24 protein-coding genes are annotated in these 25,023 nt (G+C 44.3%); 10 read left to right on the forward strand and 14 right to left on the reverse strand.

Going from position 1 to position 25,023, the window contains the following annotated elements; translation table 11 throughout:
• Positions 1–71: 71 nt before the first annotated feature.
• From LFX25_RS20055 to LFX25_RS20100, 10 genes are all read right to left on the reverse strand, one after another.
• Positions 72–617: a hypothetical protein gene (locus LFX25_RS20055; protein ID WP_238731931.1), complete on the reverse strand. Its 546-nt coding sequence runs from the start codon at positions 615–617 to the stop codon at positions 72–74.
• Positions 618–891: 274 nt separating this feature from the next.
• Positions 892–1,728, reverse strand: coding sequence for a Shedu anti-phage system protein SduA domain-containing protein (locus LFX25_RS20060; protein ID WP_238731997.1), 837 nt, complete (start codon positions 1,726–1,728; stop codon positions 892–894).
• Between the two features lie 246 nt (positions 1,729–1,974).
• Complete coding sequence (locus tag LFX25_RS20065) at positions 1,975–2,262, reverse strand: HigA family addiction module antitoxin (protein WP_100755623.1); 288 nt, start codon at positions 2,260–2,262, stop codon at positions 1,975–1,977.
• Between the two features lie 11 nt (positions 2,263–2,273).
• Positions 2,274–2,552 carry a type II toxin-antitoxin system RelE/ParE family toxin gene (locus LFX25_RS20070; protein WP_238731953.1) on the reverse strand — a complete coding sequence of 93 codons (279 nt, stop codon included), beginning with the start codon at positions 2,550–2,552 and terminating at the stop codon, positions 2,274–2,276.
• Between the two features lie 264 nt (positions 2,553–2,816).
• Entirely contained in the window at positions 2,817–3,305 is a 489-nt protein-coding gene (locus LFX25_RS20075) for a hypothetical protein (protein WP_238731998.1), read from the reverse strand.
• Between the two features lie 300 nt (positions 3,306–3,605).
• Positions 3,606–4,643 carry a tyrosine-type recombinase/integrase gene (locus LFX25_RS20080; protein ID WP_238731999.1) on the reverse strand — a complete coding sequence of 346 codons (1,038 nt, stop codon included), beginning with the start codon at positions 4,641–4,643 and terminating at the stop codon, positions 3,606–3,608.
• 516 nt (positions 4,644–5,159) lie between these two features.
• A complete protein-coding gene (locus LFX25_RS20085) occupies positions 5,160–6,164 on the reverse strand; it encodes a patatin-like phospholipase family protein (protein ID WP_238732001.1) in 1,005 nt (334 codons plus the stop codon).
• 661 nt (positions 6,165–6,825) lie between these two features.
• Complete coding sequence (locus tag LFX25_RS20090) at positions 6,826–8,244, reverse strand: sodium:solute symporter family protein (protein WP_238732002.1); 1,419 nt, start codon at positions 8,242–8,244, stop codon at positions 6,826–6,828.
• A 273-nt stretch (positions 8,245–8,517) separates the two neighbouring features.
• Positions 8,518–8,853 (reverse strand): hypothetical protein, encoded by a 336-nt coding sequence (locus LFX25_RS20095; protein ID WP_238732004.1) that lies wholly within the window; start codon positions 8,851–8,853, stop codon positions 8,518–8,520.
• Between the two features lie 5 nt (positions 8,854–8,858).
• Positions 8,859–9,293 (reverse strand): MarR family transcriptional regulator, encoded by a 435-nt coding sequence (locus tag LFX25_RS20100; protein WP_238732005.1) that lies wholly within the window; start codon positions 9,291–9,293, stop codon positions 8,859–8,861.
• Between the two features lie 127 nt (positions 9,294–9,420).
• On the opposite strand from LFX25_RS20100, the gene LFX25_RS20105 reads away from it, so the two are divergent.
• Positions 9,421–9,591, forward strand: a complete 171-nt coding sequence (locus tag LFX25_RS20105) for a hypothetical protein (RefSeq protein WP_238732006.1) — start codon at positions 9,421–9,423, stop codon at positions 9,589–9,591.
• Between the two features lie 168 nt (positions 9,592–9,759).
• Here the strand turns inward: LFX25_RS20105 and LFX25_RS20110 are convergent, their stop codons facing one another.
• Entirely contained in the window at positions 9,760–10,461 is a 702-nt protein-coding gene (locus LFX25_RS20110; RefSeq protein ID WP_238732007.1) for a nitroreductase, read from the reverse strand.
• 105 nt (positions 10,462–10,566) lie between these two features.
• On the opposite strand from LFX25_RS20110, the gene LFX25_RS20115 reads away from it, so the two are divergent.
• The 9 genes from LFX25_RS20115 to LFX25_RS20155 all read left to right on the forward strand — a co-directional run bounded on the left by LFX25_RS20115 (position 10,567) and on the right by LFX25_RS20155 (position 21,207).
• The gene (locus tag LFX25_RS20115; protein WP_238732008.1) at positions 10,567–11,154 is read left to right on the forward strand and encodes a TetR/AcrR family transcriptional regulator; all 588 of its coding nucleotides are present in this window, start codon (positions 10,567–10,569) and stop codon (positions 11,152–11,154) included.
• A 43-nt stretch (positions 11,155–11,197) separates the two neighbouring features.
• A complete protein-coding gene (locus LFX25_RS20120; RefSeq protein ID WP_238732009.1) occupies positions 11,198–11,461 on the forward strand; it encodes a metal-sensitive transcriptional regulator in 264 nt (87 codons plus the stop codon).
• Between the two features lie 135 nt (positions 11,462–11,596).
• Positions 11,597–11,821, forward strand: coding sequence for a YgaP family membrane protein (locus tag LFX25_RS20125; protein WP_238732010.1), 225 nt, complete (start codon positions 11,597–11,599; stop codon positions 11,819–11,821).
• On the forward strand, positions 11,818–13,254 hold the full coding sequence (locus LFX25_RS20130) for a TolC family protein (protein WP_238732011.1): 1,437 nt from the start codon (positions 11,818–11,820) through the stop codon (positions 13,252–13,254). Before LFX25_RS20125 ends, LFX25_RS20130 begins: the two co-directional genes overlap by 4 nt.
• Positions 13,238–16,441, forward strand: coding sequence for an efflux RND transporter permease subunit (locus LFX25_RS20135; protein ID WP_238732012.1), 3,204 nt, complete (start codon positions 13,238–13,240; stop codon positions 16,439–16,441). Before LFX25_RS20130 ends, LFX25_RS20135 begins: the two co-directional genes overlap by 17 nt.
• A gap of 405 nt (positions 16,442–16,846) precedes the next feature.
• Positions 16,847–18,334 carry a SpoIIE family protein phosphatase gene (locus LFX25_RS20140; RefSeq protein WP_238732013.1) on the forward strand — a complete coding sequence of 496 codons (1,488 nt, stop codon included), beginning with the start codon at positions 16,847–16,849 and terminating at the stop codon, positions 18,332–18,334.
• Positions 18,331–19,788, forward strand: coding sequence for a tetratricopeptide repeat protein (locus tag LFX25_RS20145; protein WP_238732014.1), 1,458 nt, complete (start codon positions 18,331–18,333; stop codon positions 19,786–19,788). The genes LFX25_RS20140 and LFX25_RS20145 overlap by 4 nt, the downstream gene beginning before the upstream one ends.
• Entirely contained in the window at positions 19,785–20,798 is a 1,014-nt protein-coding gene (locus tag LFX25_RS20150) for an LB_137 family protein (protein WP_238732016.1), read from the forward strand. Before LFX25_RS20145 ends, LFX25_RS20150 begins: the two co-directional genes overlap by 4 nt.
• A gap of 10 nt (positions 20,799–20,808) precedes the next feature.
• Complete coding sequence (locus LFX25_RS20155) at positions 20,809–21,207, forward strand: STAS domain-containing protein (protein WP_238732018.1); 399 nt, start codon at positions 20,809–20,811, stop codon at positions 21,205–21,207.
• Positions 21,208–21,360: 153 nt separating this feature from the next.
• On the opposite strand, the gene LFX25_RS20160 is transcribed toward LFX25_RS20155, so the two are convergent.
• The 3 genes from LFX25_RS20160 to LFX25_RS20170 all read right to left on the reverse strand — a co-directional run bounded on the left by LFX25_RS20160 (position 21,361) and on the right by LFX25_RS20170 (position 24,789).
• Entirely contained in the window at positions 21,361–21,753 is a 393-nt protein-coding gene (locus LFX25_RS20160) for a hypothetical protein (RefSeq protein WP_238732087.1), read from the reverse strand.
• 78 nt (positions 21,754–21,831) lie between these two features.
• Entirely contained in the window at positions 21,832–22,821 is a 990-nt protein-coding gene (locus tag LFX25_RS20165) for a DUF1554 domain-containing protein (RefSeq protein ID WP_238732019.1), read from the reverse strand.
• Between the two features lie 369 nt (positions 22,822–23,190).
• Positions 23,191–24,789 (reverse strand): EAL domain-containing protein, encoded by a 1,599-nt coding sequence (locus LFX25_RS20170; RefSeq protein ID WP_238732020.1) that lies wholly within the window; start codon positions 24,787–24,789, stop codon positions 23,191–23,193.
• Positions 24,790–25,023 lie beyond the last annotated feature (234 nt).

Raw genomic sequence — 25,023 nt, forward strand, 5'->3', positions numbered from 1 at the left:
GGAGTGAGGGTCGCATGAGCGATCCCGAACGAAGCGAGGAGACGAAGTTAGGCGAAGTGATGCAAAATACACTACAAGCATCCTTCTACTAAATTTAATTCGGGATATCTTCCAACACTAATTGATGTAATATTCTTATTATTTGTCTCAAAAATAATTCCATAATTTTTATCTGATTTATCCACTGGCTTATAAGTATATTCCAAGTAGTTTGTATAATGCCCGCGCGTTTCTTCTAACTTTTCTTTATATACACTTTTTAATTTAGCTAATGAATCTCCTATTTTAATGCCAGAAATTGTTTCATTCTCTGGCTTGTATAAGTAAATTCGTGCAAGTTTCATGTTATTTTTAGCAGGTCCAGTAAACATAAAGCCCAAGCTAGAAGTAGAATTTTTGAAATAATAGAAAGCGCAATTTTGCTCTACTAACGGATCCTCTTCTATTTTCAATTTTTGACCTGTCACTTTTTCAATTTCAACAACACTCATACCAATAAGAATTTTACCAACGCCACGAATGTGAATTTTGTATTTCTCAACGGTAAGCGGTAGATCCTGTGCAAAGCCAATTTGAGCATAACAGACTGCTAAAAGTATTAGTATTTTCTTAATCATAAAACATGTTTTCCTGTAAAAAATTGCATCATTTCGCCTAACGAAAGAGTCTCCTCGACGTTGCGTCTCCGAGCGCTTACGCGCGAAGGAGTTGGCACGAGGTTCGAGGCGCCTTAGCGCCGTCTCACGAACCGAAGTGGCAAAGCAATGTGGCTTTAGCCCGGAGTGAGGATCGCATTAGCGATTCCGAACGGAGCGAGGAGACGAAGTTATGCGAAGTGTAGCCTAAATTAAATCGAATATCATATTTTAAAGTAAGTGTATTATCAGTTCTTTACTTTTTATTTACTGAGCGAGATATTATGCTATTTTTGGATATTCCCTTATCTAAAAAGTCGTAATAGAGTTTATTATATTCTCTGAGATTTACAATTGTTGAAGCATTCCATGTAAAAATATGCGCATTACCTTTTCTTTGTTTTAAAAATATTTTCCATTTTGAATGAGTAGTAGCTTTAAAAAATGGTGATGCCAGTTGATTTCTTATTTCATCAGAGAATTCTGTCATTTCAGCTGCATAGTCAGGCGCTAAATCGCTAAATCTGTTAGACTCAATGTAGTCGCCAAGGCTATCAAACGATCTTATAGAAACATTTCTTTCATAAGCTAATTCATTTCTTTTTTCTAAGAAAGGTTCAGAATTTTCTCGGTTTCCAATATAAATAGTAAATGAATAATTTAAATGGCCCTTAAAAACTTTGTAAGCTTCGTTCGGAAACAATCTTTTAAACTTTTCTCTATTTTCTTTAATCCAAAATCTCCAATCATCAATCTGCTGAAGCGCAGTCGTTAATCTATCCGAAGGTTTCCCAGCTTTTGTAAAGGGTGGAGAATGCGGCGATTCTATTTCTATTAAATTATAGCACATACCATTACTGCGCATATCCTCAATCGTTACAAAATCCACTTCGTAATCATCCGCAAGTTTAATCTTCGATAAGACCATATAACTGAAATCGTCTGGAGCTAAGATAATTCCCGCATGTTCACTGAGAAATTTATGGTAATCATGTTCGGTCAGTTTTTTATTCTTTAAATGCTCGTTCCATTCTGCTTTTATTTTTTTAAGAATCTTTTTATCACTATTAAGAAGAGACCATTTATATATCATAACTTTTACTCCGGGACAGATAAGTTGCTACATTTCGCATAACGAAAGAGTCTCCTCGACGTTTCGTGTCCAAGCGCTTTAAGCGCGCCGGACTTGGCACGAGGTTCGAGGCGTCTTAGCGCCGTTTCGCGAACCGAAGTGACAAAGCAATGTGGCTTTAGCCCGTAGTGAGGATCGCATTAGCGATTCCGAACGAAGCGAGGAGACGAAGTTAGGCGATCGGTTTGGCTGTATTTAAAATCATACCTAAGCAGAAATTGGAAATTTAATCACATTCTTAGGTTTATCTTGTAAAGCATTCCATAAATCTAATTTAGTCTGCATATTAAGCCAACTTTCGGGAGAAGTATTAGTCGCTAATGCAATCCTAATTGCTGTTTCAGGAGTAATTGAACTTTTGGAATTGACGATCTCAGAAAGTGTTTTACGTGATATCCCTAAATCTTTTGCCGCTTCTGTAATAGTCAAACCCAATGGTTTGATTACGTCTTCCAATAATACTTCCCCTGGATGCGTTGGTTTTCTTTTATTCATAATAGTTACTTCTAATGATAATCTTCGTAATCGACTAAGATTGCGTTTTCACCTTCGAATTCAAATATAATACGCCAATTTCCATTTACCCAGACCGACCATCGATCTTGCTCCTTACCTTTAAGTTGATGCAATTTAAATGAAGGTAAATCCATATCCTTTGGATTTAATGAAGCGTCTAATCTATCTAAAATTCTACCTAACTTACCTGCGTGATCCGGTTGAATTCCTTTCTTACTGCCGGTTTCAAAATACTGCTCTAAACCTTTATGTTTAAATGAAAGTATCAATCGCCTCCATTGTAACCCAATAGGTTACAATGTCAAACAATTTAATGATTTAAATCCAAATTTGCCAAACTGTCGCCTAACGAAAGAGTCTCCTCGACGTTGCGTGTCCAAGCGCTTTAAGCGCGCCGGACTTGGCACGAGGTTCGAGGCGCCTTAGCGCCGTCTCGCGAACCGAAGTGACAAAGCAATGTGCCGGAGGCCGGAGTGAGGGTTGCATGAGTGATCCCGAACGGAGCGAGGAGACGAAGTTATACGCCGTAGGCTTTACAACCCTATGACCGCTGAAATTGAATAAACTATTTCTTTTTTATCTTTGTTTTTTGTTAATGTAAAATATTCACCGAATTCATTTTTCGATAAACTTATATCTTTGTTTATGATATTTTTTTCATTAGATTTTTTGAGTATGCTTAGAATTTTTGCAATATTTATGCTAGATTCGTTGTGTTTCTCGATTATTGAAAGTGATTTTTGAATTTCCAAATAATAATCTATCTTGTTATTAATGGGAAATTTGAAAGTATATTCAATCCAATAATTTTCACATCCTTTATTCTCAATAATGATGAATTGTTGATTATTGAAAGTAAAGGATTCAGTAAAAATTTGTTTTTGATTTGAAAAAGTAGATCTAATTTTTATAGGAAAATTAGAACTGAGGGTTGCGACAGGTTCTCCCCTCTGACATTCTTCTGCTAATAAAATGTTTAAATATGGAAGAATTGATAATATGAGAAATATGATATATTTCATGATGTTTTTCTTAAATAATAAAAACGGATAGGCCCATCTTTGAAAGATTATTCTAAAACTTAAAGAATCATTAGATTCATAGAGTATTTTTAATGATATATATTATTGCATTTTTTATGATTTTTTTAAAAAAAATATCTTTATAATATTTTTTCTGCCTATGGCGTATAACTCAAACTAGCTGATTGTAGACTATAAATCGCCTGTGCGAGTGTCGTATAAACGCCCACAGTATCCGGATATGCGACAGTCGTCAAGGTCAACCGCGCGCTCGGGTCATTCCGAGGGTTCAAACTTCCTTCAACCTTCCGGCTTTAGGGACCAGAGATCGAGAGGGCTGGTCACTTCTGTCAGACGAATCTGACTGACACGGGTGTAAATCTCGGTAGTCTTCACGCTTTTATGACCGAGAAGAAACTGAATGTGTTTGATGTTCGTTCCTGCTTCGAGCAAATGAGTCGCGAACGCGTGACGAAGACTGTGAATGCTGACTGCTTTTTTGACCCCTGCTTTTTCCTTGGCGATCTCGAAGATTCTTTCGGCTGAACGGATATGCAAGTGTTTGGAAGCGTCCTGTCCCGGAAATACCCAGTCTTCGTACGGAAACTTATCGCGGAATTCTTTCCAGAGAACGGTGCACGCCTGCGATAACATCGTAAACCGATCCTTCTTTCCTTTACCTTGTCTTACTTTAAGAGTTCTTCTTTTATCGTCGATATCTTCCGGTCGAAGTTTAACAAGTTCACTGACCCTTAATCCGCTGGCATAACAAAACGAAAGGAGAAGTTTGTGTTTCGGATTCCGCGTCGCTTCGAGAATATTAGAAACTTCGAATGTGGAAAGAATATCCGGAAGTTTTCGTTCCCGTTTCGGTCTCGGTAAATCTCGGAACCAAGGTTTACCGAGATAGGCGCCGAATAAAGAATTCAACGCTTGAATCCGCGCCGTAATCGTCGCGGGACTCAGTTTCTTTTGCAGAAAGGAAAACTCTAAAAAAGAATGAACGTCCTTTTTCAGAACGTCTTTCGGTTCCTTGCCGATCCAGCGCAAGAATGAGACCGCGTTCGAATAATACGACTGAATCGTTCTTCGAGACGAATTCCGCATCCTTAGGTTTTTGATCCAATCTCGAAGCGCCAACTCGCCCATAAGGGAAACTTTACAATTTTTGAATCCTTGGAATTTCTCCAGAAGCTCATCGGAAAAAGGGAGAATCCAGTGTTTCTTTACGGGATCCCATTTAACCTTGGGAATACGACGGACAAACGCATATGCCTCCGGATCGTAAGAATGCCGGACAAAAAGAAATCTTCCTCGTTTTTCTAAGATGAAATGCATGAGGAAAGATTACGAAATACTAAATATATGTATAGTTATTTTTGCGATTGAGGGAAGGTACAGCTTCGCCGGGTCGGTCACATGGTTTTGAAAAAATAGATGCGCTGTAGTATACGTCAAGGAGATTCCGACACATTTTCCGACCTAGATTGCTTTCATTTTTCATATCTCTGAAATTCAGAATCATTTTGAACGAAAAGTGACGTTAAGGCGTATAAAATATTGGATTCTTTCCGAAGTCTGGCGTTTGGATCAGCCCGCTCTTCGCGGAAATTGCACGAGAAATTTCCATCCGCAGATAGGAATGCGAACTCGGTTTCAAAATTCCTGCAAAACGGAGGATAAGCGGGAGAATAGGACAAAGAACGTTCGTCATCGTTTTTTTCGGACAGAACGGCTTTGCTGTTCTGATCATGAATCGGGCAACAACCACTACTACAAATATCAAAGTGGCGGTAAAGCCGCTGCGTCACGAAGTCCGGGCGCGCCAAGAAAGAATATTCTAAAAACGGAATGTTATTTCGATTTCAGGGATGAGAAAGCCTTAGCCCAGTCTCGCTTGAGATATTCGAAAATTTTTTCCTTGTTCAAGCGTGCATCTTGTTTCCCGAGTTCGTACGCCCTTCTGACTCCGATCGGATCGGTATAATCGAAAGAAGTGATCGGCAACGGTTCGGAAGGCATCTGTAAAAAACAACGTTCGAGCAATTTCGGATCCTTCCCTATGATCGTCGTGGGTTCGTAGTAGATTCCGATCGTCTTTTTATCGGGAGGAAACGCTTCGAGCAGAAGGTTGTTCGTCAATCCTCCGTCGAAATAATATTCTTTTCCGAGACTTTGCACGGATACGATCGGCGGTACGGAGGAAGAATTGAGAATGATCTGTTCGACCGTTTGTTCGTTCTCGAAGTCCTTTTCCGTAAATAAGACTTCTTTCATATTCCAATTTCGGAGAATTCTCTGCATTCTTTCGGTGTTGAGTCCGCGGAGACGATCCCGTTCGTCCTCCAGAAACGCCTTTGCGGTTTCGGCGATCAGCCTCGCCAAACGGAACTTATTCTTGAAAGAATCCTCTTTGGGAATGGCGCGTAACGTGTGAATGAATACTTTCGTTCCGGACTTAATGATCTTTTGAAAGTCCATTCCGAATCGGATCGTTTTCCGATACATTTCCTCGTGCGGAAACGCCCTTTCCCCTTTGAAAAGTCGACTGAAATAAAAGTTCGCAGGATTTTTACGGACGATGTTTTCGAAAAAGGCCACACATTCTTCCTCGTCTCCGCAAAGAAGACAAAGAACCATAGCCGCTCCAGCGGAAACCCCGGATACTTCCCGGAATTTAAGCCCCCAGCTTTTCATTTCGTGGCCGAATCCCAATCCGTAAAACGCCTTACAACCTCCTCCGGCGATCGCAAAACAAATTTCGTCTTCAAGCCAAAGTCCTTGAAAGGCTTCTTCGATGGCGTTCGGGGCTTCTTGTTTTCGTTCAAATGCGATCGAGTCGTCTAAAACGGGAGGCATTTCTTTTTCTTTCTCCGGATCCTGATGGAACCATTGTCGAGCGGAGCCCGTCTTTCTGGAAAGAAATTATTCGCTTTGGAAATCGTTCGATTTTCCCTTTTCCGTTTAGAACTTGTCCCAAAACCGGAACTCTGTGGGAACTCCTGCGTGGTCAATCGACGAAAATCCTCTTCGAAAGCCAAATAGGCCGAAATACAAGGCTTTTGTGGGAACTATTACAGTTATGCTCCGAGTTTGGAACAAGTTCCAGAGCTATTTGTGGGAACTCCTGCAATGTTTTTCCGGTTTTAGAGATAATCGCTTATGGCAAACGAACAGATTCTTTTCAACGGTTGCGATAGCGATTGAAGCGGAAATCCCCGAGCGGTTCAAATAGAGAATCCGGATCGAACGATAGAAGTGCGAGGGATTGGAGCGGAAAGCGCGGCGCGAGCACGAAAGCCGGTTCGATCGAACAACAGCCCGCGGCAAGTTCCGCGAACACTGGCCTATTCGCGAGCGAATCGCCCTTATTTTTTACGTGGAATTTCGACGGTTTGAGAATGTGTTGGATTTCCTGTGCGTGAATTCATCTATATCAGAATTACAGCAATTCGTTGTGACAACAATCGACGGAGAACTTTTGTGGGAACTCCCGCGTAATCGTAATTTTTTTTCTTTCCTATTCCTGTTCGGCCGGATTGTCGGCGATCGCCTGCTTCTCGAATCCGTAACCCCTTCTTTCCATAAAATCCCCGACCATAAGCGCGACAAAACTCGCGGTCAAACCCGGGATCGACGCGGGAGTTTCAAAATTCATTATATTCCAAAAAAGCCATACGATGAATCCGACGATCATGGAAAATACGGCGCCTGTCGACGTCGAACTTTTTCGAAAAAGTCCGGCCACAAGCGGAACGAACAAGGATACGAGACTCAGAGCGGACGCCTGCGACACAAGTTCGTAGATATTGCTCTTGGTAATCGCCATCGACAAGGATACGACCGTAATGGCGACCACCGAGATCCTCAGAATCCGGAGCAGTTTTTTCTCGTTCGGATCTTTGAGAAACGGACGCACGACGTTTTCGCCTAACACCGATGCAGGCGCTAGGATCGCGCCGCTCGCGGTGCTCATCACCGCGGATAACAACGCTCCGAAGAATAATATCTGCGTGAACAATCCGGTATGCGTCAATACGGTTTTGGGAAGAATCATCTGCGCGTCTTCTCCCGCGATTTCCGGATACACTTTTCGCGCGCAAAGTACGGCGAGAAGCGGAAGCATAGCGACGCTCAAATAAAAAAAAGATCCAAGCAAGGAAGAATACACGGCGATCTTTTCGGATTTGGAAGCCATCACCCTTTGAAAGATATCCTGTTGCGGAATCGAGCCGAGTCCGATCGTCATCCAAGCGGCGATATAAACCAAGACGCTCTTCGTTTCCATCTCGGGCACGAATCGGAAAAATCCCGGTTTTGTCGAGGAAAGCACGACGTCCAATCCTCCCGCCTGCGAACTCAGATCCCAAACTAGATAAGCAAGTCCTAATACGATTAAGATCGTCTGTAAAAAATCCGTAAGAGAAATCGCCCACATTCCTCCGATCACCGTGTAGATCAACACCACACCGGCTCCGATGAAAATTCCCGTCGACACGGGCAGATCCGTAAGAGAATGAAGAATGATTCCGAGCGCGACGAACTGCGCCGCGATCCACCCGAAATACGAAGGAATCATAAAGACGCTCGATACGATCTCCGCCCTTCTTCCGAATCGATTCTTATAAAAATCTCCGAAGGTGAGAATGTTCATCCGATAGAGAGGTCGTGCAAAAAACACTCCGACTAAAAAAAGACAAAGGGCCGCTCCGAACGGATCTTCTATGACTCCGAGAACTCCTTCCTCGACAAAACGCGAAGACGCTCCGAGCAAGGTTTCCGATCCGAACCAGGTTGCAAATAATGCGGAGGAAGCGAGAAAAAGCGGAAGTCTTCTTCCCGCGAGAACGTAGTCTTTCGAATCGCTTACGAAGCGCGAGGCGGCGGCTCCGATGAGAATCGTAGTGAGGAGATAGAGGACGACTGAAATTCCGAGCAATGATTTACCTTCGATCTTCTCCTTTCCTATTTTTGTCTTAGGAAGGCAATTCAAATCCCGGATATTTTCAAACGGAACGACGGATTCTTTTTTTCTTCCTCGTTTTTAGGAAACAAATCCGATTTGCGATTCAAGAAGAATCGCGATTCTTTCCAGCTCGCGTTTCGAATTGTGAATCGAATACCTTTCCATTTTTCGGTTTGCCTTTGCGGATAGCCGTCTCGTTCCAATTCACCGCGGGAGCCGCGAGCGAGACCGGAAGACGGGAAAGACTTACTTTTTTAGAACCGCTTTTTTACAAAGCTCGGCCAACTCCGTATGCGACAAGCCCTTTGTTTCACCAAGATTCTTAGGAGAATTTCTGACAGGAAGTCCTGCAAACCCGCCTTCTTTCTCGGAAAGATTGATCAGACATTCCCGAGAGGGTTCGCTTCCTTTTAGTTTCTGCATTTTTTCCGAAGCGGTCGTAAAACCGTCCTTCGTGTTTTCAAAAACGAATTCGGACTTTCCGTCCGAACGACCGGAAACCGCGTTCACACGTTCCGAGATCAATTTGAGTTCGGTCGGAGACAGAATGAGAAGCGTAAAGATGATCAGAATTTCGGACATTCTTTTTATTCCTTAGGAAGATTTCGGAGATTCGTTGCCTCTTGAATGAGAATCGCCGCGGCTTCTTCCTGAAACCGAATCAACAATTCCAATTCTTCGTCGGAATATTTTTCGAAAAGGTTTCGCATCGCCTCTCCCATCGCAGCATACACCTTCGCGGTTTCTTGCATTCGTTCCGGATTGAATTCCACCACAACCTTACGCCGGTCGTTCGGGTCCGCCACGCGGCGCACGATTCCGGATTTCTCCAAACGATCGATCACGGTTGTGACCGCCCCCGTTGTTAAACCCAAGGATTGAGCCAATTTTCCGGCGGCGATCGGACCTTCTTCCAGCAGAGGAAGAGTTTTCATATCCGTCGCGTTCAACCCGAATCGTTCCGCCGCGGCCTGATGGAACAAAACGGTCGCGTTGCTGGATCGATGCCCCGTTAGAGACATTTTTTGTAGGAGCTCCTCACGGGAGAGTTTTCGGGAGTTTTTGGTTGACATATTTAGTTAGATTTATTAAGATACTTAACAGTTCTAGCAATTACAAGAAAAATAGAACCGGAAAAGGAGCTTTTTCATGAATCTACAAGGCAAAGAATGGGAAGAATCCGTCAAGCTTTCGCTCGGAAAATGGTACAGCTGGGATACGCCGATCGGATTGAGCGTGGCGATGGTCAGTTTCGGGATCTTTTTGGTGCTTCTAACAGTTGTCGGTTATATCGGAAAATCCATCGCGCTATTGCAATAAGAAGAATCGGAGACGGGAACCGCTTTCAAAAAACCGCTTCCGAATTCGACAACCCTCCTGTCTATGGACTTTCTTACAAAGGTCGGCGAGTTCGGAATGGCTCAAACATTCCGTCTCGCCTAAATCTTTCGGAAAATCCCGATCGTCAAGAAAGACGTCCGGCGCATTTTAATAAAATGTAACGAGATCCGCGATCGGTTCCCTCGGAGTATGAAACGAATTCAAGTCGGAATCGATCTTCGGGTATCCCAAACTCAAACCGCAAACCACTTTCTCCGTCGCGGGAAGATTCAACTCTTGTCGAACGACTTCGGGAAAGGCAGATAACGCGGCTTGCGGAACGCTTCCCAAACCGTAGCCTCTCGCCAAAAGCATCAACGTATTCAGATAACAACCGATGTCCAACGCGATGTAAAAATTCAATTCGAACTCGGTCGTGATGAACACGGCGGTCGGCGCGCCGAAAAATTCGAAGTTGCGCAGCATAAAACCGTCGCGCGCGTCTTTGTCTTTTCGTTCGATACCGGCGACACCGTAGATTTTCATCCCGAGATCGAACATTCTCCGTTTTGCGTCGGAAGGGAAACCGGTGGGCCAAACGGTATCGGGAACCGGATCTCCTTGTTTGGCGCGGTCGACGAGTAGCTCCGCCATACGATCTCTTCTCGCACCGCTCACGACATGAACTTTCCAAGGCTGACTGTTCTTCCAGCTCGGAGCGCGCAAAGAATTCCGAAACAACTCGGAAAGAATTTTTTCGTCGATCGGTTTGGATTCGAAGTCTCGAATACTATGACGCGTATTGACCGCCTCTTCTACGGTCTTGGCCGCGCCCGTTATATTTACGAATTCGGATTGTGTGGATTCCATAAAATCTCCAAAAAGACTTGCATTTTCGAACGTTTCCGGCTTTGATAAAGGAAGAAAAACCAGAACAGACAAGTCTGTCTGCTATTGAATCAAAAAGGAAAGAAAATGTCAAGTCGAGAATCCGGACCCAAGGATAGAATTCTAGAAACCGCGGTCCGATTGTTTCAAACGCAAGGCTACGGAAATACGGGAATCAATCAAATCATCCAGGAATCTAAAACCGCTAAAGCGAGTTTTTACGACCATTTCCCCTCCAAAGACGATCTTGGAAAGGCAACCATAGAATTTTACGGAAACGAACAAATCCTTTTGCTCGAACGTTTAAAGTCCCGCTCGGAAACTCCCAAAGAATTCATCCGCGCGTGGACCCAAATCCTGCGCAGACAAACCAAAAGCACGGGATTTGCCGGCTGCCCGATGGCAAACACAGTGGCACAGATCGCCTCCACTTCGCATTCCATTTCCGAAGAAGCGAGAAAAGTTTCCCTGCGAACGATCGATATTCTTACCGAATATCTTTCGCAGTGGCAGCAAACGGGTTTGATTACGAAACAAGCCGATCCGAAACTTTTAGCGCGCAGAATTTTTGCCTGTTACGAAGGAGTTCTGCACACTTGGAAATTGACGGGAAAAGTAAGCGCGCTCGACGACTTGCCGATTCTCGTGGAAGCGGTTTTCGCAGCAGCGGCGTGATATCGAAATTGACCAAATAGAATACCCCCTATCCTATGTAACTATGAAATCCGAAACCGGCACAAAATTGCTCATAAATCGAATCCACCGCATCCAAGGCCAATTGGAAGCAGTGGAAAAAGGTCTTCAAAACGACACGATGGATTGCGAAAAAACGCTTCTTCTTTTAAAAGCGGCGAGCCAAGCGATCAAAAAGTTCGGAGAAGCGTATGTTCAAGAGTATATGGATCGTTGTTTAATCGAGAGCAAAAAGAAGCCCGATATGGAAAACATTCGAACCGCGATCAAAGCCGCCTTCTTCCTTTGAGAAATTTCTCTCCCACTTAAGGAATAAAAAATCGATAAATACCGACGTGCCCGTAAAAAACTCTTGTCCGTTTTATATACTATACGGGGTATTGTATAATTATACTCTATGGGGTATATAAAAAAGGAGAATCAGATGAACAGTTGGTATTTGGAAAGGTATTTATTTTTGATCGCAGGCACGGTTTCCCTTGCGGGATTGACTTTGGGATTCTTCGTGAATCAATGGGGATTCGCCTTCAATCTTTTGGTAGGGTTGAACCTGATCCTGTTTTCGTTCACGGGATTTTGTCCGATGTCTTATTTTTTGAAAAAGATCGGCATTCCGTCCCTTGCGGAAATCAAAGGCGGAAACAGATGAGATCCGCGGCCGTCTTTACGATCGTGTTTTTGTCGTTTGCGTTTTTCGAAAACGTTTCCGCGACGGAAGAGAAACGAATCGAGTTCTCGGAAATATGGGATCAAATCCGGTCCCAATCCGCCGTTTTAAAATCTAAAACGGCGGAAGTCCGAGTCGCCGAAATCGGAAAAGACCGCGCCGCAAAACACTGGCTTCCGAAAGTATATGCCGACGTTCGTTCTTACAGAACGAACGATCCTGCTTTGAACTTCCTCGGGAAACTCGGACAAAGATCCGCAAACCAATCCGATTTTTCCACTGCGAGCGTTCGAACCCAACCTTCGAACTTTCTCGACGCGAACAATCAACCGTATACCGTCTTAAATTCGGATTCGGTCAACCTCTTTGCAAAAGACACGCTCAATCGTCCGGGCGATCACACGTATTCCCGCGGCACGATCGGCGTGGAACTTCCCCTCTTTGAAGGAGGAGGAAAAACGGCGGCTCATTCCGCTCTTGAAAAAAGGTTTTCCGCGGTAAAATCGGAACAACAATACATTCGTATTTTAGAATATTCGAATGCGGCTGCGGCTTTCCAGTCGATTTCGCTCTCGGAGGAGAATCTCGCGAAAACGGAATCTTTACTCCGGGAGATCCGCGATTTTTTAGGTAGATATAGAATCGGAAATCGCGATAACCCCGTGGGGTATTCCGGCTTTCTCGCGTTACGCAGTCTTCAAAATCTTTTGGAGGTTTCCAAAAAGGAACAGGAGACCGCGCGCAGAACCGCCGAAGAAACGATTCGCATGATGGCTCCGGAGATTTCGGAGGAACAACTTCGTCCGAAGCGAATCTCACTCCTGAAATTTGCGGACCAATATCTTCCTCTTCCCGCTTTGCGTGAATCCGGACATACGCCTCTTTCCGAAGCGTTTCGCTTTCATTCAGAGGAAGCGAAAGCAGGGATAGAAGCGGAACGCGCCCGTTTTCTTCCGAAGATCGCGGCTTATGCGGAAACCTACGCCTATGACGGCAGTCGAAATCAGGCGAACGCTTACAACGCCGGTGTTTATCTTCAGATGAATCTTCTGAGTCCTTCCGATCTTGGCGCTTTGGACGAAGCGAAGGCGAAAGAAGAAGCAGTCCGTAAAAAAGCGGAAGAGATCCGTCTCAAAGAGGAAGGGAATTTTCGGCTTCTTCTTTCCAGAGAAAAAAGTATATTCGATAATTTGAATTCGATTTACGACTCCGTCCGTTTTCAGGAGGAGCAGCTCAAAATTTCTCAGAGATTGTTTCAAAACGGCTCGATTCTCGTGCCTCAAATGGCGGAATCATTTTCAAGAATGGCCGAACTGTTACGAATCAAATCCGCAACGGAAACCGAATATCTCCGTATCCGCGGAGAACTTTCCCTTTACAACGCAAAAGGAGCATCCCATGAAAACGAATTCTAATCCGTCGAAATCCGGCGTCGGCTTTGCGGGAAAAATCGCCGGGGCATTCGTCCATTCCAAGTTGACTCCCGTATTGATTCTTTCCAGTTTACTACTCGGTTTGATCGCCGTGTTTCTGACTCCGAAAGAGGAAGAGCCTCAGATTTCCGTTCCGATGATAGACATTCAACTCGCGGCTCCGGGTTTTAGCGCTCACGAAGTGGAACGAAAAATCACGGAGCCGGTGGAACGGTCCGTTTGGGGTTTGGAAGGGGTGGAATACGTGTATTCTTCCAGTACGGATCACGGCGCGTTGGTTACGGTTCGTTTCGAAGTCGGTCAACCTTTGGAACCTTCTTTGGTGAAAATACATCATAAACTTCTCGAGATTAGAAACGATCTTCCGCCTAACGTAAGTTATTCCTCAGTCCGTTCCTTGACCATAGACGACGTTCCCTTTCTTGCGCTGACGTTCAGTTCGGATCAGAGGGACGATTTTTCCCTCCGAACGTTAGTCGCTCCTTTAGCACGAGAATTGTCCGGAACACCCGACCTTTCGAAGGTGGAACTTCTCGGAGGAAGAAAACGATCCGTACGCGTCATCGCGGACCCGGTTCGATTGAATCGTTATGGAATCGGGCTTTCCGATCTGGCAAACGCGCTCCGTGCAAACGACGCGTTTCTTCCCGCGGGTCAAACCTGGGGGAAGAATCAAAATTACGACGTGGAAGTGGGGACCACGATTTCGCGTTCGAACGACGTGCGTTCTCTTCCGATCGCACAAAGAGGCGGACGGGTGATTCGAGTTTTCGAAGTGGCCGACGTCATCGACGGCCCTCAGGAAAAAACGAAAGAATCGGTTCTTTATGAACGGGAGAATTCTTCCGTTGCAAAAACCGCCGTTACGATCAGTTTCGCAAAACGGAAAGGTACGAACGTCGTGCCTCTTTCGAAAGAACTTTTGGACAAGGCGGAATCGTTTTCAAAACGTCTTCCTCCCGACGTTCGGATGTCCGTACTGCGGGATTACGGCTCCACCGCCTCCGCGAAATCCAACGAGTTGATCGAACACTTGTTGATCGCCACGATCTCGGTCGCGATTCTCATCGCGTTATGGATGGGTTTGCGCGCATCGCTCGTCGTTTCGGTTGCGATTCCGGTTACTCTCGCGCTGACTCTGGCTTTGTATTACTTTTTGGGATATACGTTGAATCGGGTCACGTTATTCGCGCTTATCTTCTCGATCGGGATCTTAGTAGACGACGCCATCGTAGTCGTGGAAAACATTGAACGCCATCTCAAAGAAAATCCGGAGTTGGGAATTTTACGGGCAGCGTTGAATGCGGTCTCCGAAGTGGGAAATCCCACGATCCTCGCCACGTTTACCGTGATCGCGGCGATTCTTCCGATGGCGTTCGTAAGAGGACTGATGGGCCCTTACATGAAACCGATTCCCGTGGGTGCGAGTCTTGCGATGATTCTATCCCTGCTCGTCGCGTTTATCGTAACTCCTTGGATGAGCGTTCGAATTTTAAAACACGAAGCGGAGCATTCTCCCGAAAAACGGGAACGCCAAAAGATTTCCAAACTGGATCGACTCTACATTCGATTTACCGATTGGCTTTTGCGGAACAAAAAGAATTCGGCCAAGTTCCTCGTCGGAGTGGCGACGCTTCTTTTGATTTCGTTCGCATTCGTCGGATTGAAGATCGTAAAAGTCAAAATGCTGCCGTTCGACGACAAGGACGAGTTTCAGATTCTGATCGACTACGATCCGAAAACTACATTGGAAAAGAACCTGCAGATTTCCAAACGTCTCGCACAAGAAATATTAAAAAATGATAATGTAGAAAAAGTGCAGATTTTTGCGGGAGAAGCGGCGCCCTTTTCCTTTTCGGGTATGGTCAAACACAGCTTTTTACGAAGCGACGATTGGAAAGCGGACCTGCATATCGTTCTTAAATCGAAAGACGAACGAAACTCGAAAAGTCACTCGATCATCGAGTCGATCCGTCCGATTCTCGCCGAGTTTGATAGGAATGAAAACGCCCTGACAAAGGTTTTGGAAATTCCTCCCGGTCCTCCCGTGCTTGCCACCTTTGTCGCGGAGATTTACGGTCCTTCGGAAACGGAACGCAAACAAGCGGCGGCCAAGGTGCGCTCGATTCTTTCCGAACAGGAAGGCGTCGTCGATTTGGATTCAAGCTTGAGAACGGGACGTCCTAAGGTCGTATATCCGTTCGATACGAACCTCGGCGGAATTTTGGGAGTTCGATCTGAAACGGCCGCGAGAGATTCTCGGATTTTGTTTTCGGAAACCGCCCTATTCTCTTTGAGCGAGGCCGTAAACCCCGAAGAAATCACGGTGGATCTTTCCGTTACAAACTCGGCCCGATCCTCCGCACATCCGTTTCACGGCCTGGGAGTTTCCACGTTCGAAAGCGGAGTCGTATCGACCGAACGATTATTCAATTCTCCTTATATTCAAAATACGGTATATTTGAATCGGAAGAATTTGAGACCGGTGGAATACGTCACGAGCGAGTTTAGCGGAGCGGAAGAAGCGCCCGTCTACGGGATTCTTAAACTGTCTCCGAAAATTCCGTTCCCGACTTCCACGCTCGAAACGCCGAAACAAACCGATCAGGTCTCGATCAAATGGGACGGAGAATGGTTCATCACCTACGAGGTCTTTCGTGATTTAGGAGGAGCTTTTGCGATCGTGATGATTCTGATTTACGTTTTGATTTTGGCGTGGTTCGGAAGTTATTCCGTTCCTCTTGTGATCATGGCTCCGATCCCGATTTCGTTAATCGGAATTCTTCCGGGACATTGGTTTACGGGCGCGTATTTTACCGCGACTTCGATGATCGGTTTTATCGCGGGAGCGGGAATCATCGTACGGAATTCGATCATCCTCGTGGATTTTATCGAATCGGAACTCAAACTCGGGAAACCGTTGCGCCAAGCGGTGATCGACGCGGGAGTCGTTCGATTTAGACCGATGCTTTTGACCGCGGCCGCAGTCGTTGTGGGAAGTTCGATCATGCTCTTTGATCCGATCTTTCAAGGTTTGGCCGTGTCATTGATTTTCGGAGAAGTGGCGGCGACCTTACTCAGTCGATTTACCGTTCCGATTTTATACTTTTGGTTTTTGGGAGAACAAAGAAAGAACGCAATCCTGCATTCTTCTTCCATGACGGATTAAAAAATCTCGCTCCGAACGATTTGAAAGTCTGTACGTTTTTTCAGCACATCCAAGGATCATTCATTTCGGAATCGAATTCACTAATACGTTCGATGTATTGGTGAGCGATTCCCACTTTTTTTCTAAGAATTTTTCGGTTCAATTTCGCGGAGATATGTCTTTCAACCTTCTTCAATAAATTATTGCAGCAACCTTTTGTAACGGTTGTGCCTCATTTTTTTTCAAAAACAAAATTAGATTCAAGTGCAGAAGAACGACGAAAGAAAACCTTTTGCTCTTACGTTTTGTTCCTTATTTTAAAATTTTTTTTTAAAATCGAACGTAGGATCGCTCTGGAAACAAAAGACTTCACTTTATAGCCTGCAATGATTTTGAAGCTTTAAAGAACGATAATCTATCTTGGTCATGAAAAAATCCCTTCGCTTGCAGATTATCGTTATTTATACGATCTTAACGGTCGTCAATCTTACGTTTGTAGCGGTCATGATTTTTGAAAACCAAACCGATCTTTTGATCTCCAATTTCACGCTCGAATCCGATCGAGTCGCGCGCGAAATTCTAAAGAAGGTGGAATCCTTCGGCAATATCAACTTTGAAGACGCGACCCAAACCGACGAGTTTCAATCCAAATTGCTCAGCATCGGACTTACGAACTTTTCCGTAATCGCCGCAGACGACGCTTCTTTAGAAAAAACGCATACTCTCCTTTCCAACGGAGTTACGGCGTCCGTAGCGGATCTCAAAACGAAACTCAAAAACATGACCAACGCCAAAGCGGCGTTGAATACTTCCTATGATATCGAACTCGATACCGATCATTTTATCGTAAATCTGATCTTTTATCTGAATCCGAAAACGTTTCTGATTTCTCAAATTAAGATGAGGGAGATGGTCGATCGTCTACGTTCTCTTTACATCCAGCTCGGTTTGTTGCTGGTTTGGGGATTTGCCTTTCATATCCTTTTCGGAATTTTTCTCTACCGCAAGATTTTCGTGCGCCTGTTTCTTTTAAAAGAAGTCAGCGAAACGATGGCAACGGGAAATCTCAACGCGAGAATTTCCTGGAACGTCTCCGCGCAAGACGAATTGGACGCGTTAGGAAACACGTTTAACGGAATGGCGGAACAGATTTCCTCTCAATTCGATTCTCTTCGATTGAAGAACACGCAGATTCAAACCGAATTGGAAATCGGAAAGAACGTTCAGGAATGTTTTCTTCCCGAAAAACGGAAGAATTTCAATCTGATCGACGCCGAAATCGTCTATCAACCCATGAGGGAAGTCAGCGGCGACATCTACGACATCATCGAAATCAACGATACAAGAACGGCCTTCTTTTTGGCGGACGCAACGGGACACGGAGTTTCGGCGGCGTTGATCACTTCGATCATCCACTACAACGTGGAAAACATCATGAAGGAAACCGTCAATCCCGCGTTTATCTTCAACCGTCTCAGCGACAATCTGTTTGAGACGTTGCAAGGGACGTTCTTTGCGACGGGAATCTTCATTCTTTTTGAAAAGGAAGGAGGTTACGCCTACTTCTGCAGCGCGGGCCACAACCCGATTTATTACTACCGCAAGGCGCAGAATAAGATCGTCGTTCTCAATTCCACCGGGTTCGTACTCGGAATCGGAATCCCGGACGACTACAACGTGTTGAAAATCAAAACGTCTCCTGGCGATAAGATTCTCGTTTATACGGACGGTGTTTTGGACGCGACCAACGAAACCAACGAACCCTTCGGAGACGATCGTTTGATCGAGGCGTTTCAAAAATACGCGACGCTTCCTACCGGAGAATTAACCGAAAAGCTTAGAGGAGAAATTCATTCCTACGCGAATGTTTTTCCGGACGACGTAACGTTCGGAATCTTAGAGATCACCGAATGAAAAAAAGTGTGTTCATCGCTATTTTAGGATTTCTATTGATCGTCTTTTTCGGTCTTGTCGTACTCGACACAAAACTCTACGAACTCAAAGTCACTCTCGAAAAGAGAAAACTCTTCAACTTCTCCTTTTCGAGCGAAATTCTCCGGTCCAAATTCGAAAGTATTCTTTCCAACCGGGACAATATCCAAGCGGAGATGAATCTCAACAATCTCCAGAGTTCCCTGATCGAAAGCAATCATCTCGAATCGTTCAGCGTCGGGGTTTTACAGAGTTTCGGTTCGGTTTTGATCAACGCGGTCCGTTTCGTAACTGGCAAACCTCCCATCGATTTCGAAATCAATTCCTCCAAAATCCGCGCCTTGGAACACGCATTCAGTCTGGAACGGAACCAAGGTTATAAGGAAGCCTACCAAGCCTACGGAGAAACGTTAGGCGACTTCGCAAAAGGAACGGACGAAAGCGGGTTCATTCTTCTTCATCAAGGATTTTGTCTCGCGGTTCAAGGAGAATTCGATCACGCTCTCAAGGATTTGGAAAGCGTTCTGGAAAACAATCCGGGAACCGTCTTCGCAAACGACGCGGAAATTCTCATCGCGATCCTGCAAAAATCGAAACAAAGCGCCCAAGAGATCGAGGAGAATTTCGACAGTCCCGAATCCAGAGCCAGAGCCTTTTTTGCAAAGGGAAACTACGCCAAGGTTTTGGAAGAATTCGCCAAAGCGAAGATGGATTCCGCCGAGATGCGCTACATCCGCGCCTATTCTCTGGAAAAGACCGGAAATCAGAGCGCCGCGATCACGGAATACGCAAAACTCGCCTTTTCCGATACGGATAAGGAAATCGCGATCAAAGCCAATCGAAGACTTCTGATGCTCGGATATTACTACAACGCCGGCAGCGAGATCGCGAGAATCTCCGATAAAAACGCGGAACGTCTCGGTGATAAGAGCGAAGCAGCGGAAATCAAAGCCTCTTCCGAAAAACTAAAACCCACTCCCAGCTTGGAGGACAGTTTCAAAAGTTTTCGGGAATCCGCCAAGGTCGACGACAAGAAAAATCTTCTCAGTTCCGAACTGCAGGATATCGTCTCTAAGTCGGACGCGTTCTTAAAAAAAGCGGAAGAAGAAGCGAAAGCCGACGCACGGAACTTTATCGCGGTGCAAGTCGCGGATTCCGTTCCCGTATACGGCGATAAGATCGTAATCGACGGAGATCAGACAAAACTCTACTCCGCTCACTTCCCCGTTACGATACCGACCTACACGATCGATTCCATCGCGTTGATGAGAACTCCCGTGAAAGCGCAGCACAAACTTTTATTCGTTCGGAATTCGCAGAAAACCCCGTTTTTAAAAGCGATCTTCGAGGACGACCAATCGATCACCTTAATCGAAAAAAAATCCAAAAAGAAAATCAGCCTGAGCGAGCCGATACAAATCGAGTTATCCAAATGAGAAGAATCCCGATCTACGTTCTATTGTTTACTTTTATCACGGCGAGTCTTTCCGCGCATCGAGTGATTTTAAAATCCGGAGAAGTTCTTTCGGGAGAATTGAAAGAAACGGAAGGCGCTTCCGATCATATCATTCTCAATACCGAAGACGAAGACATTAAGATTTTCAAAAAGGACGTGGCCGAGATCTTTTTCGAAGAATCCGGAAATCATCTTTGTATGCGTTTGAAAAAACAGGCCGAAACGAAATGCGGTTTAAAACTTCTCAAACTCAATTCCAGCACGGTGTATTATATCGACGAAAACAACCGTTATCTCCGTGCGTCTTTCAAAGACTTGGAATCGATCACGATCGAAGCCGCTTCCACGAAGGTTTTGGAACAATTCGCGAAAGCCGGATTTTCCGTTTTAATTACGTCCAAAGATAAAAAAGAAGTTCGAGCGCCGATCGCGGAAGTGAACGAAAATTCGGTTCTCATTCAAAAAGAATCCGAACCCGTGCCGACCGAAATAACACGCGACGAAATCTCCACCCTTCATTACAAAACCGCGGAGGAGGAAAAAGAGATTTCGGAAGAAAGCACGAGCAAGGAAATCCGACTGATCGATTATCTGATTCCGGGTTATTACATTCGCAAACAGGGTTATGTCAAAAGCGGAACGACTTTGATGGGTTTGACGGCTTTTTTGATGGCCGGATCCGTCTATGAATTTATGGCTGCAAAGAACTCGGAAGGGAAAACCCCCGTTTATATTCCGCAAAGCAACGGATCGATTCTGTGGGCGGAACAAGCCAACGGAGAATTTGAAAAACACAAACAGCTGAATCAGCTTTTTTTAATTTCTTTGGCTTGCACGTATTTATTCAATGCGGTACTACTTACGTTTCCGGTGACGTTCGCCTTCTTTTTTCACGACGGAGCCGCGGCCCCCGCAATCAATCCGAGTCCGGAACTCAATCCGATCGGGAAAGATCAAAAAATCGAAATGAAAATCAATATTAATTTTTAGGAAAACAAAAATGGAAGCAACCAACAATTCAAAAGATGAGTTATCCGTAGAGATCGTGTCCAATTCTCACGTAAATCACTTACTAAAACCGCATATTACGATCGTGAAAACGAACGGGGAAGTAAATATTTTCTCTTCTAAGAAACTCAAGGATCTATTCAATCTGAAAATCGACGAAGGAGCGAGGGTTCTACTTTTAGATCTTTCCGCGACGACGCATATCGATTCTTCCGGACTCGCGGTTCTGATCAGCACGCAAGCCAGATTGATGAAGCAGTTAAAAGGAGCATTGATCGTGTATTCGATCCCGAACGCGATCAGCAAAATTTTCGAATTAACAAGATTGGACAAATTGATTATATTGTCGATCGACTTGGACGAAGCAATGGACAAAGCGATGACGTTTTGATCGAAAAAAGAAGCGATTTTTCGGACTCGAATGTTTCGGGTTCCGAAAGGGCCGCCCTACTCGAAAAGAGAACTTTCTTCCGAGGACTGGGCGGATAGATTTTTTTCCGGAAGAATTCTTATCGAAAAAGATCCATTCTTCTAAAATTTCCCTTCAATAACTATCTTTAATCAGATAATCGAGGTGCAGACGAATATCGGACTCGTCGGTCGTATCGTCCAAAAGCGTATCGTTTGAAATCTTCTCATTCAAAACCTGAGCCAATTCCGAATCGTTCTTAGCGAGATAGACTCCGTTAAAAACGGAATAATTTTCGATCCACAATTCCAACTTTCTACACTCGGATAAGATTACGCAATTCTGGTTTACCCGAATCGAGTCCGAGATCATCTTTCGAAAATTGGTAAGATTGATGAACTCTTCGTTTTCGATCTTATTCAAATCCAAAATGTAGATCCCCGAAAATTCGTCCAAAATCGATAGGATGATATCGCGAACGTTCATAATGGAACGATTGTCGATCACTCCCGAAAGTTTAATCAACATAACTTTGGTAGTCGTTCCCTGTACATTGAATGTAACGAACTCATTACTAACCTGCATTTGCGCCCTCATAGTTTGATTTTATTGTCTGATACATAAGATAGAATGACGGACATCGCAGTTCGAATACGAGTCGTCGAAAATGGAACTCATGACCAATGCCGAAACGGTGTTCGCACTCGAAGTCCAGTTCGAACAATCGACCGATGTCTGAAACGAATTGTAATATCCCGACCAAACGACGGGGGGATTCGGCAGAATCGAATTGGGAATCCCGTTGGTCAAAGGAATCGGAAGAATTCCCGACGGATCCTCCGAGGCGGGCGCGGGAGAATACGCCGCTCCTAAGAAGAAATGAATTCTTCTTTCATCGTTGCTGTGAATGTAATATCGCAAACCTCTGCGCATCGGCCAAACGGAGATTCCGCTCTGTTCGATGTTCAGGGCCGGTTTCCGAGTAACCGTAGTCGCTAAAAATGCGGAATATTCTCTTTTATCTCCGGGCAGAAAGTCGCTTTTTTCCGTCTGACAGATCGCATCCGCACCGGCAAGACCGCCTAAATCGCCGGTAAACCCGGTGCCGTTTGCCGTTGCAAAGAACATACATTTATCCGCTTCTAGGATCCGTATATTTACTTTTCCGATCCCAACGTTGTTTTCCGCTTTTAAACCAAGAACATAGTTCTCTTCTTCGCAATTTGCATCCGTAGCGACGGCAAGACGAATGAGAATTTTCGGGGAGCCGGACGTGCGTTGTATTTCCGCTTCCTCGGAGAAAGTCAAGGAGTCGTCGTCGGGCGCATTCAATTCTTTGAATATTTTGACTTTTTGAATATCCGAAGATGTCGTTATTCCCAGCTCTATGGTTCTGGAGCTCCCCTCTTCCAAAATCAGATTCTCAGTTCCGTTCCTCAAAGAATGAGCGCTGTATACGAATGCGTTTAACAGAAATCCGACCGGACTATGCGAAACATCGAGCTCGATCGGCTCCGCTTGTGCGCAGTGTAGAAGAAAAGCTCCCCCAAAGATCCAGAGTATATTTGTAAAATGAGTCGCTTGAAATTGCAACAAAGGATGTTTGAAAGAGCCTTTCCATCGAAAATCAAGACGAAGAACATTTGGCATACCTATAGTTTATAGAATCCACTGTCTTTGTTCGCCGCATTCTATAAAAGGAACACTTTTTTATTATTGGCCCCTTGAAAGTTACAAAGCTATTCTATTCTTTAGGATTTTATGTTTTTCTAACTTATCAATTCGAATTCATATTTCTATTTTGAATACTTTACTTTGATAATTCTGAAAAATGAATTTTAATTTAAAACGGATCAAACAAGTTTTACGATTCTTCGGTTGAAAGATAACCTAAATGCCGAGTCAGAAATCGACTGGAAAAATATTCGAATGGAAAGAGCGTTTAACGCAGAACGCTTGATGGGATTATCGAGGAATTTGAAAGGAAGAAAGATCTTGAATCAAGGTCGGCTTTCCATAGTGATACCCTTGGAGATAATTCGCACCGTAATCGATCGCGATATTTTCCAAGGTCGCGTTTTCGATTCCTTCAAAAACGGTTTTCTTACCGAGCGAAGAAAGAACTTGAGAAATGGCTTTCAAAACGCTTCGTTTGCTGTGATTGACGTCGACTCCGATCACAAGGCTTTTATCCAATTTCACATAATCGCATTCGATTTTTTCGATTCTGGAAAAATTCGAATTCCCGATTCCGAAGTCGTCGATCGCAATCTGAAACCCGAAACGTTTTAAAATCGCCATCTGTTCGATGATCAGAGCGGTTTCTTCGTAACGGCTTTCCGTCATTTCCAAAACGATCGAATTCGGATTCAAATTCAGCTTTGAAAAATAAGAAATCAAATTGTCCGCAAATTCGGGATTCTTCAATTGAAATGGAGAAACGTTGATCGAAATCAATGCGTTCGAAACCGAAGAATCGCTTTTTCGAATTTGAGAAAGATCCCAGAGAGCGCTTTGAATCACCCAAGCTCCGATGGAACTGATCAAACCGGATTCTTCCGCTAAAGGAATAAACACGTCCGGACTGATCATCCCTTTTGCGGAATGATTCCAGCGCGAAAGCGCTTCCAAAGAATGAAGTTCTTTCGTTTCCGAACGAACGATCGGTTGATAATACAAGAGGAGTTCCTTTTTGTGAACCGAATTGCGAAGGGATAAATACGTGGAAATCAGATTGGAAGAATCGTTTTGGCTCTGTGTCGCATAACGGCTGAACGGATAATCGATCACTTTTTTCAGATTGGCCCGCAGCCCTTTGAGAATTCGTAGCGGACTCGTATCGGTCTCCGCCGTATGGTAACCGCCGATCGAAAGTTTCAGATGAAATTCGTGATTTTCAATTTGAATCGTGTTCTTCATATACGAAATCAAACTGGAAGGAATCCAATTGATATCGACGTCCGGTTTGTTGATCTGATACGCGAAGAAAATCTGATTCGTGGAAATCCGAAGCCCCACGTTTTGACTGTTCGTAATCGTTAAGAATTCCGTATGCAGATCCAAAAAAACCGCTTCGTATACCTGAGTTTCGTATTTGTGAAGAAAGGGGTGATTGTAAATTTCAATGTTTACCAGATAAAAATACGTTTTTTCAAGCTTGAGAGTTCTCACCAAATCGTGTTTGAGAGAACGAAATCTTTGCACTCGATTCTTTTCGAGATTCGATAGAATTCGAGTCGTGGATTCGATATGCGCGAGAACGTAACCGCCTTTCGGATTGATTTCAAAATTAACCCGATAAATGCGATCGTTGTTCGACCGCACCATCAACTGGACATTTCTGCCGTTCTTGAATCTGCGGAGAGTGGAAACGGCGGAATGAAGATTTCCGTAATCGATAAATCTTTCTACGATTTTTTTGAGTTTTGCTTCGGAATCCAAGAGCGGATTGTAATTCGGTTCGGAATACAATTGCTTCCCTTCCAGGTTATAGAGAGAATAACTATATACATCCATTACATGTGGCTTATTCTCAATGTAGAAAGCGCTGCTTTCAGAAATCATACATCGATTTTATACTATAAATTCATTCTTTCTTTTCATCTTATAACATAAATTTCAAAAGAAATTTAAGGAAAATTTTCAACTTATAGTAATCTATCCACTTCGATAAGAAGACCACAGCGATCAACGCAAATGAACAAACCGATCGAAGAACGTTTCGTTTTGTTTTCAAGAAATTGGTAAATTATCACTTTCTAAAGTAGGCAAAGGATCCCCGCATGGCTCAACTAAGCT

It is taken from the genome of Leptospira sanjuanensis (assembly GCF_022267325.1).
GTDB lineage: Bacteria > Spirochaetota > Leptospiria > Leptospirales > Leptospiraceae > Leptospira > Leptospira sanjuanensis.

Coding starts and splice junctions, on each gene's coding strand:
- LFX25_RS20060 (WP_238731997.1), bottom strand. CDS start 1,728: ATGATATATAAATGGTCTCTTCTTAATAGTGATAAAAAGATTCTTAAA.
- LFX25_RS20150 (WP_238732016.1), top strand. CDS start 19,785: ATGAGAAGAATCCCGATCTACGTTCTATTGTTTACTTTTATCACGGCG.
- LFX25_RS20140 (WP_238732013.1), top strand. CDS start 16,847: ATGAAAAAATCCCTTCGCTTGCAGATTATCGTTATTTATACGATCTTA.
- LFX25_RS20110 (WP_238732007.1), bottom strand. CDS start 10,461: ATGGAATCCACACAATCCGAATTCGTAAATATAACGGGCGCGGCCAAG.
- LFX25_RS20160 (WP_238732087.1), bottom strand. CDS start 21,753: ATGTTGATTAAACTTTCGGGAGTGATCGACAATCGTTCCATTATGAAC.
- LFX25_RS20115 (WP_238732008.1), top strand. CDS start 10,567: ATGTCAAGTCGAGAATCCGGACCCAAGGATAGAATTCTAGAAACCGCG.
- LFX25_RS20155 (WP_238732018.1), top strand. CDS start 20,809: ATGGAAGCAACCAACAATTCAAAAGATGAGTTATCCGTAGAGATCGTG.
- LFX25_RS20105 (WP_238732006.1), top strand. CDS start 9,421: ATGAATCTACAAGGCAAAGAATGGGAAGAATCCGTCAAGCTTTCGCTC.
- LFX25_RS20080 (WP_238731999.1), bottom strand. CDS start 4,643: ATGCATTTCATCTTAGAAAAACGAGGAAGATTTCTTTTTGTCCGGCAT.
- LFX25_RS20095 (WP_238732004.1), bottom strand. CDS start 8,853: ATGTCCGAAATTCTGATCATCTTTACGCTTCTCATTCTGTCTCCGACC.
- LFX25_RS20085 (WP_238732001.1), bottom strand. CDS start 6,164: ATGCCTCCCGTTTTAGACGACTCGATCGCATTTGAACGAAAACAAGAA.
- LFX25_RS20170 (WP_238732020.1), bottom strand. CDS start 24,789: ATGATTTCTGAAAGCAGCGCTTTCTACATTGAGAATAAGCCACATGTA.
- LFX25_RS20065 (WP_100755623.1), bottom strand. CDS start 2,262: ATGAATAAAAGAAAACCAACGCATCCAGGGGAAGTATTATTGGAAGAC.
- LFX25_RS20055 (WP_238731931.1), bottom strand. CDS start 617: ATGATTAAGAAAATACTAATACTTTTAGCAGTCTGTTATGCTCAAATT.
- LFX25_RS20075 (WP_238731998.1), bottom strand. CDS start 3,305: ATGAAATATATCATATTTCTCATATTATCAATTCTTCCATATTTAAAC.
- LFX25_RS20100 (WP_238732005.1), bottom strand. CDS start 9,293: ATGTCTCTAACGGGGCATCGATCCAGCAACGCGACCGTTTTGTTCCAT.
- LFX25_RS20130 (WP_238732011.1), top strand. CDS start 11,818: ATGAGATCCGCGGCCGTCTTTACGATCGTGTTTTTGTCGTTTGCGTTT.
- LFX25_RS20125 (WP_238732010.1), top strand. CDS start 11,597: ATGAACAGTTGGTATTTGGAAAGGTATTTATTTTTGATCGCAGGCACG.
- LFX25_RS20145 (WP_238732014.1), top strand. CDS start 18,331: ATGAAAAAAAGTGTGTTCATCGCTATTTTAGGATTTCTATTGATCGTC.
- LFX25_RS20135 (WP_238732012.1), top strand. CDS start 13,238: ATGAAAACGAATTCTAATCCGTCGAAATCCGGCGTCGGCTTTGCGGGA.
- LFX25_RS20120 (WP_238732009.1), top strand. CDS start 11,198: ATGAAATCCGAAACCGGCACAAAATTGCTCATAAATCGAATCCACCGC.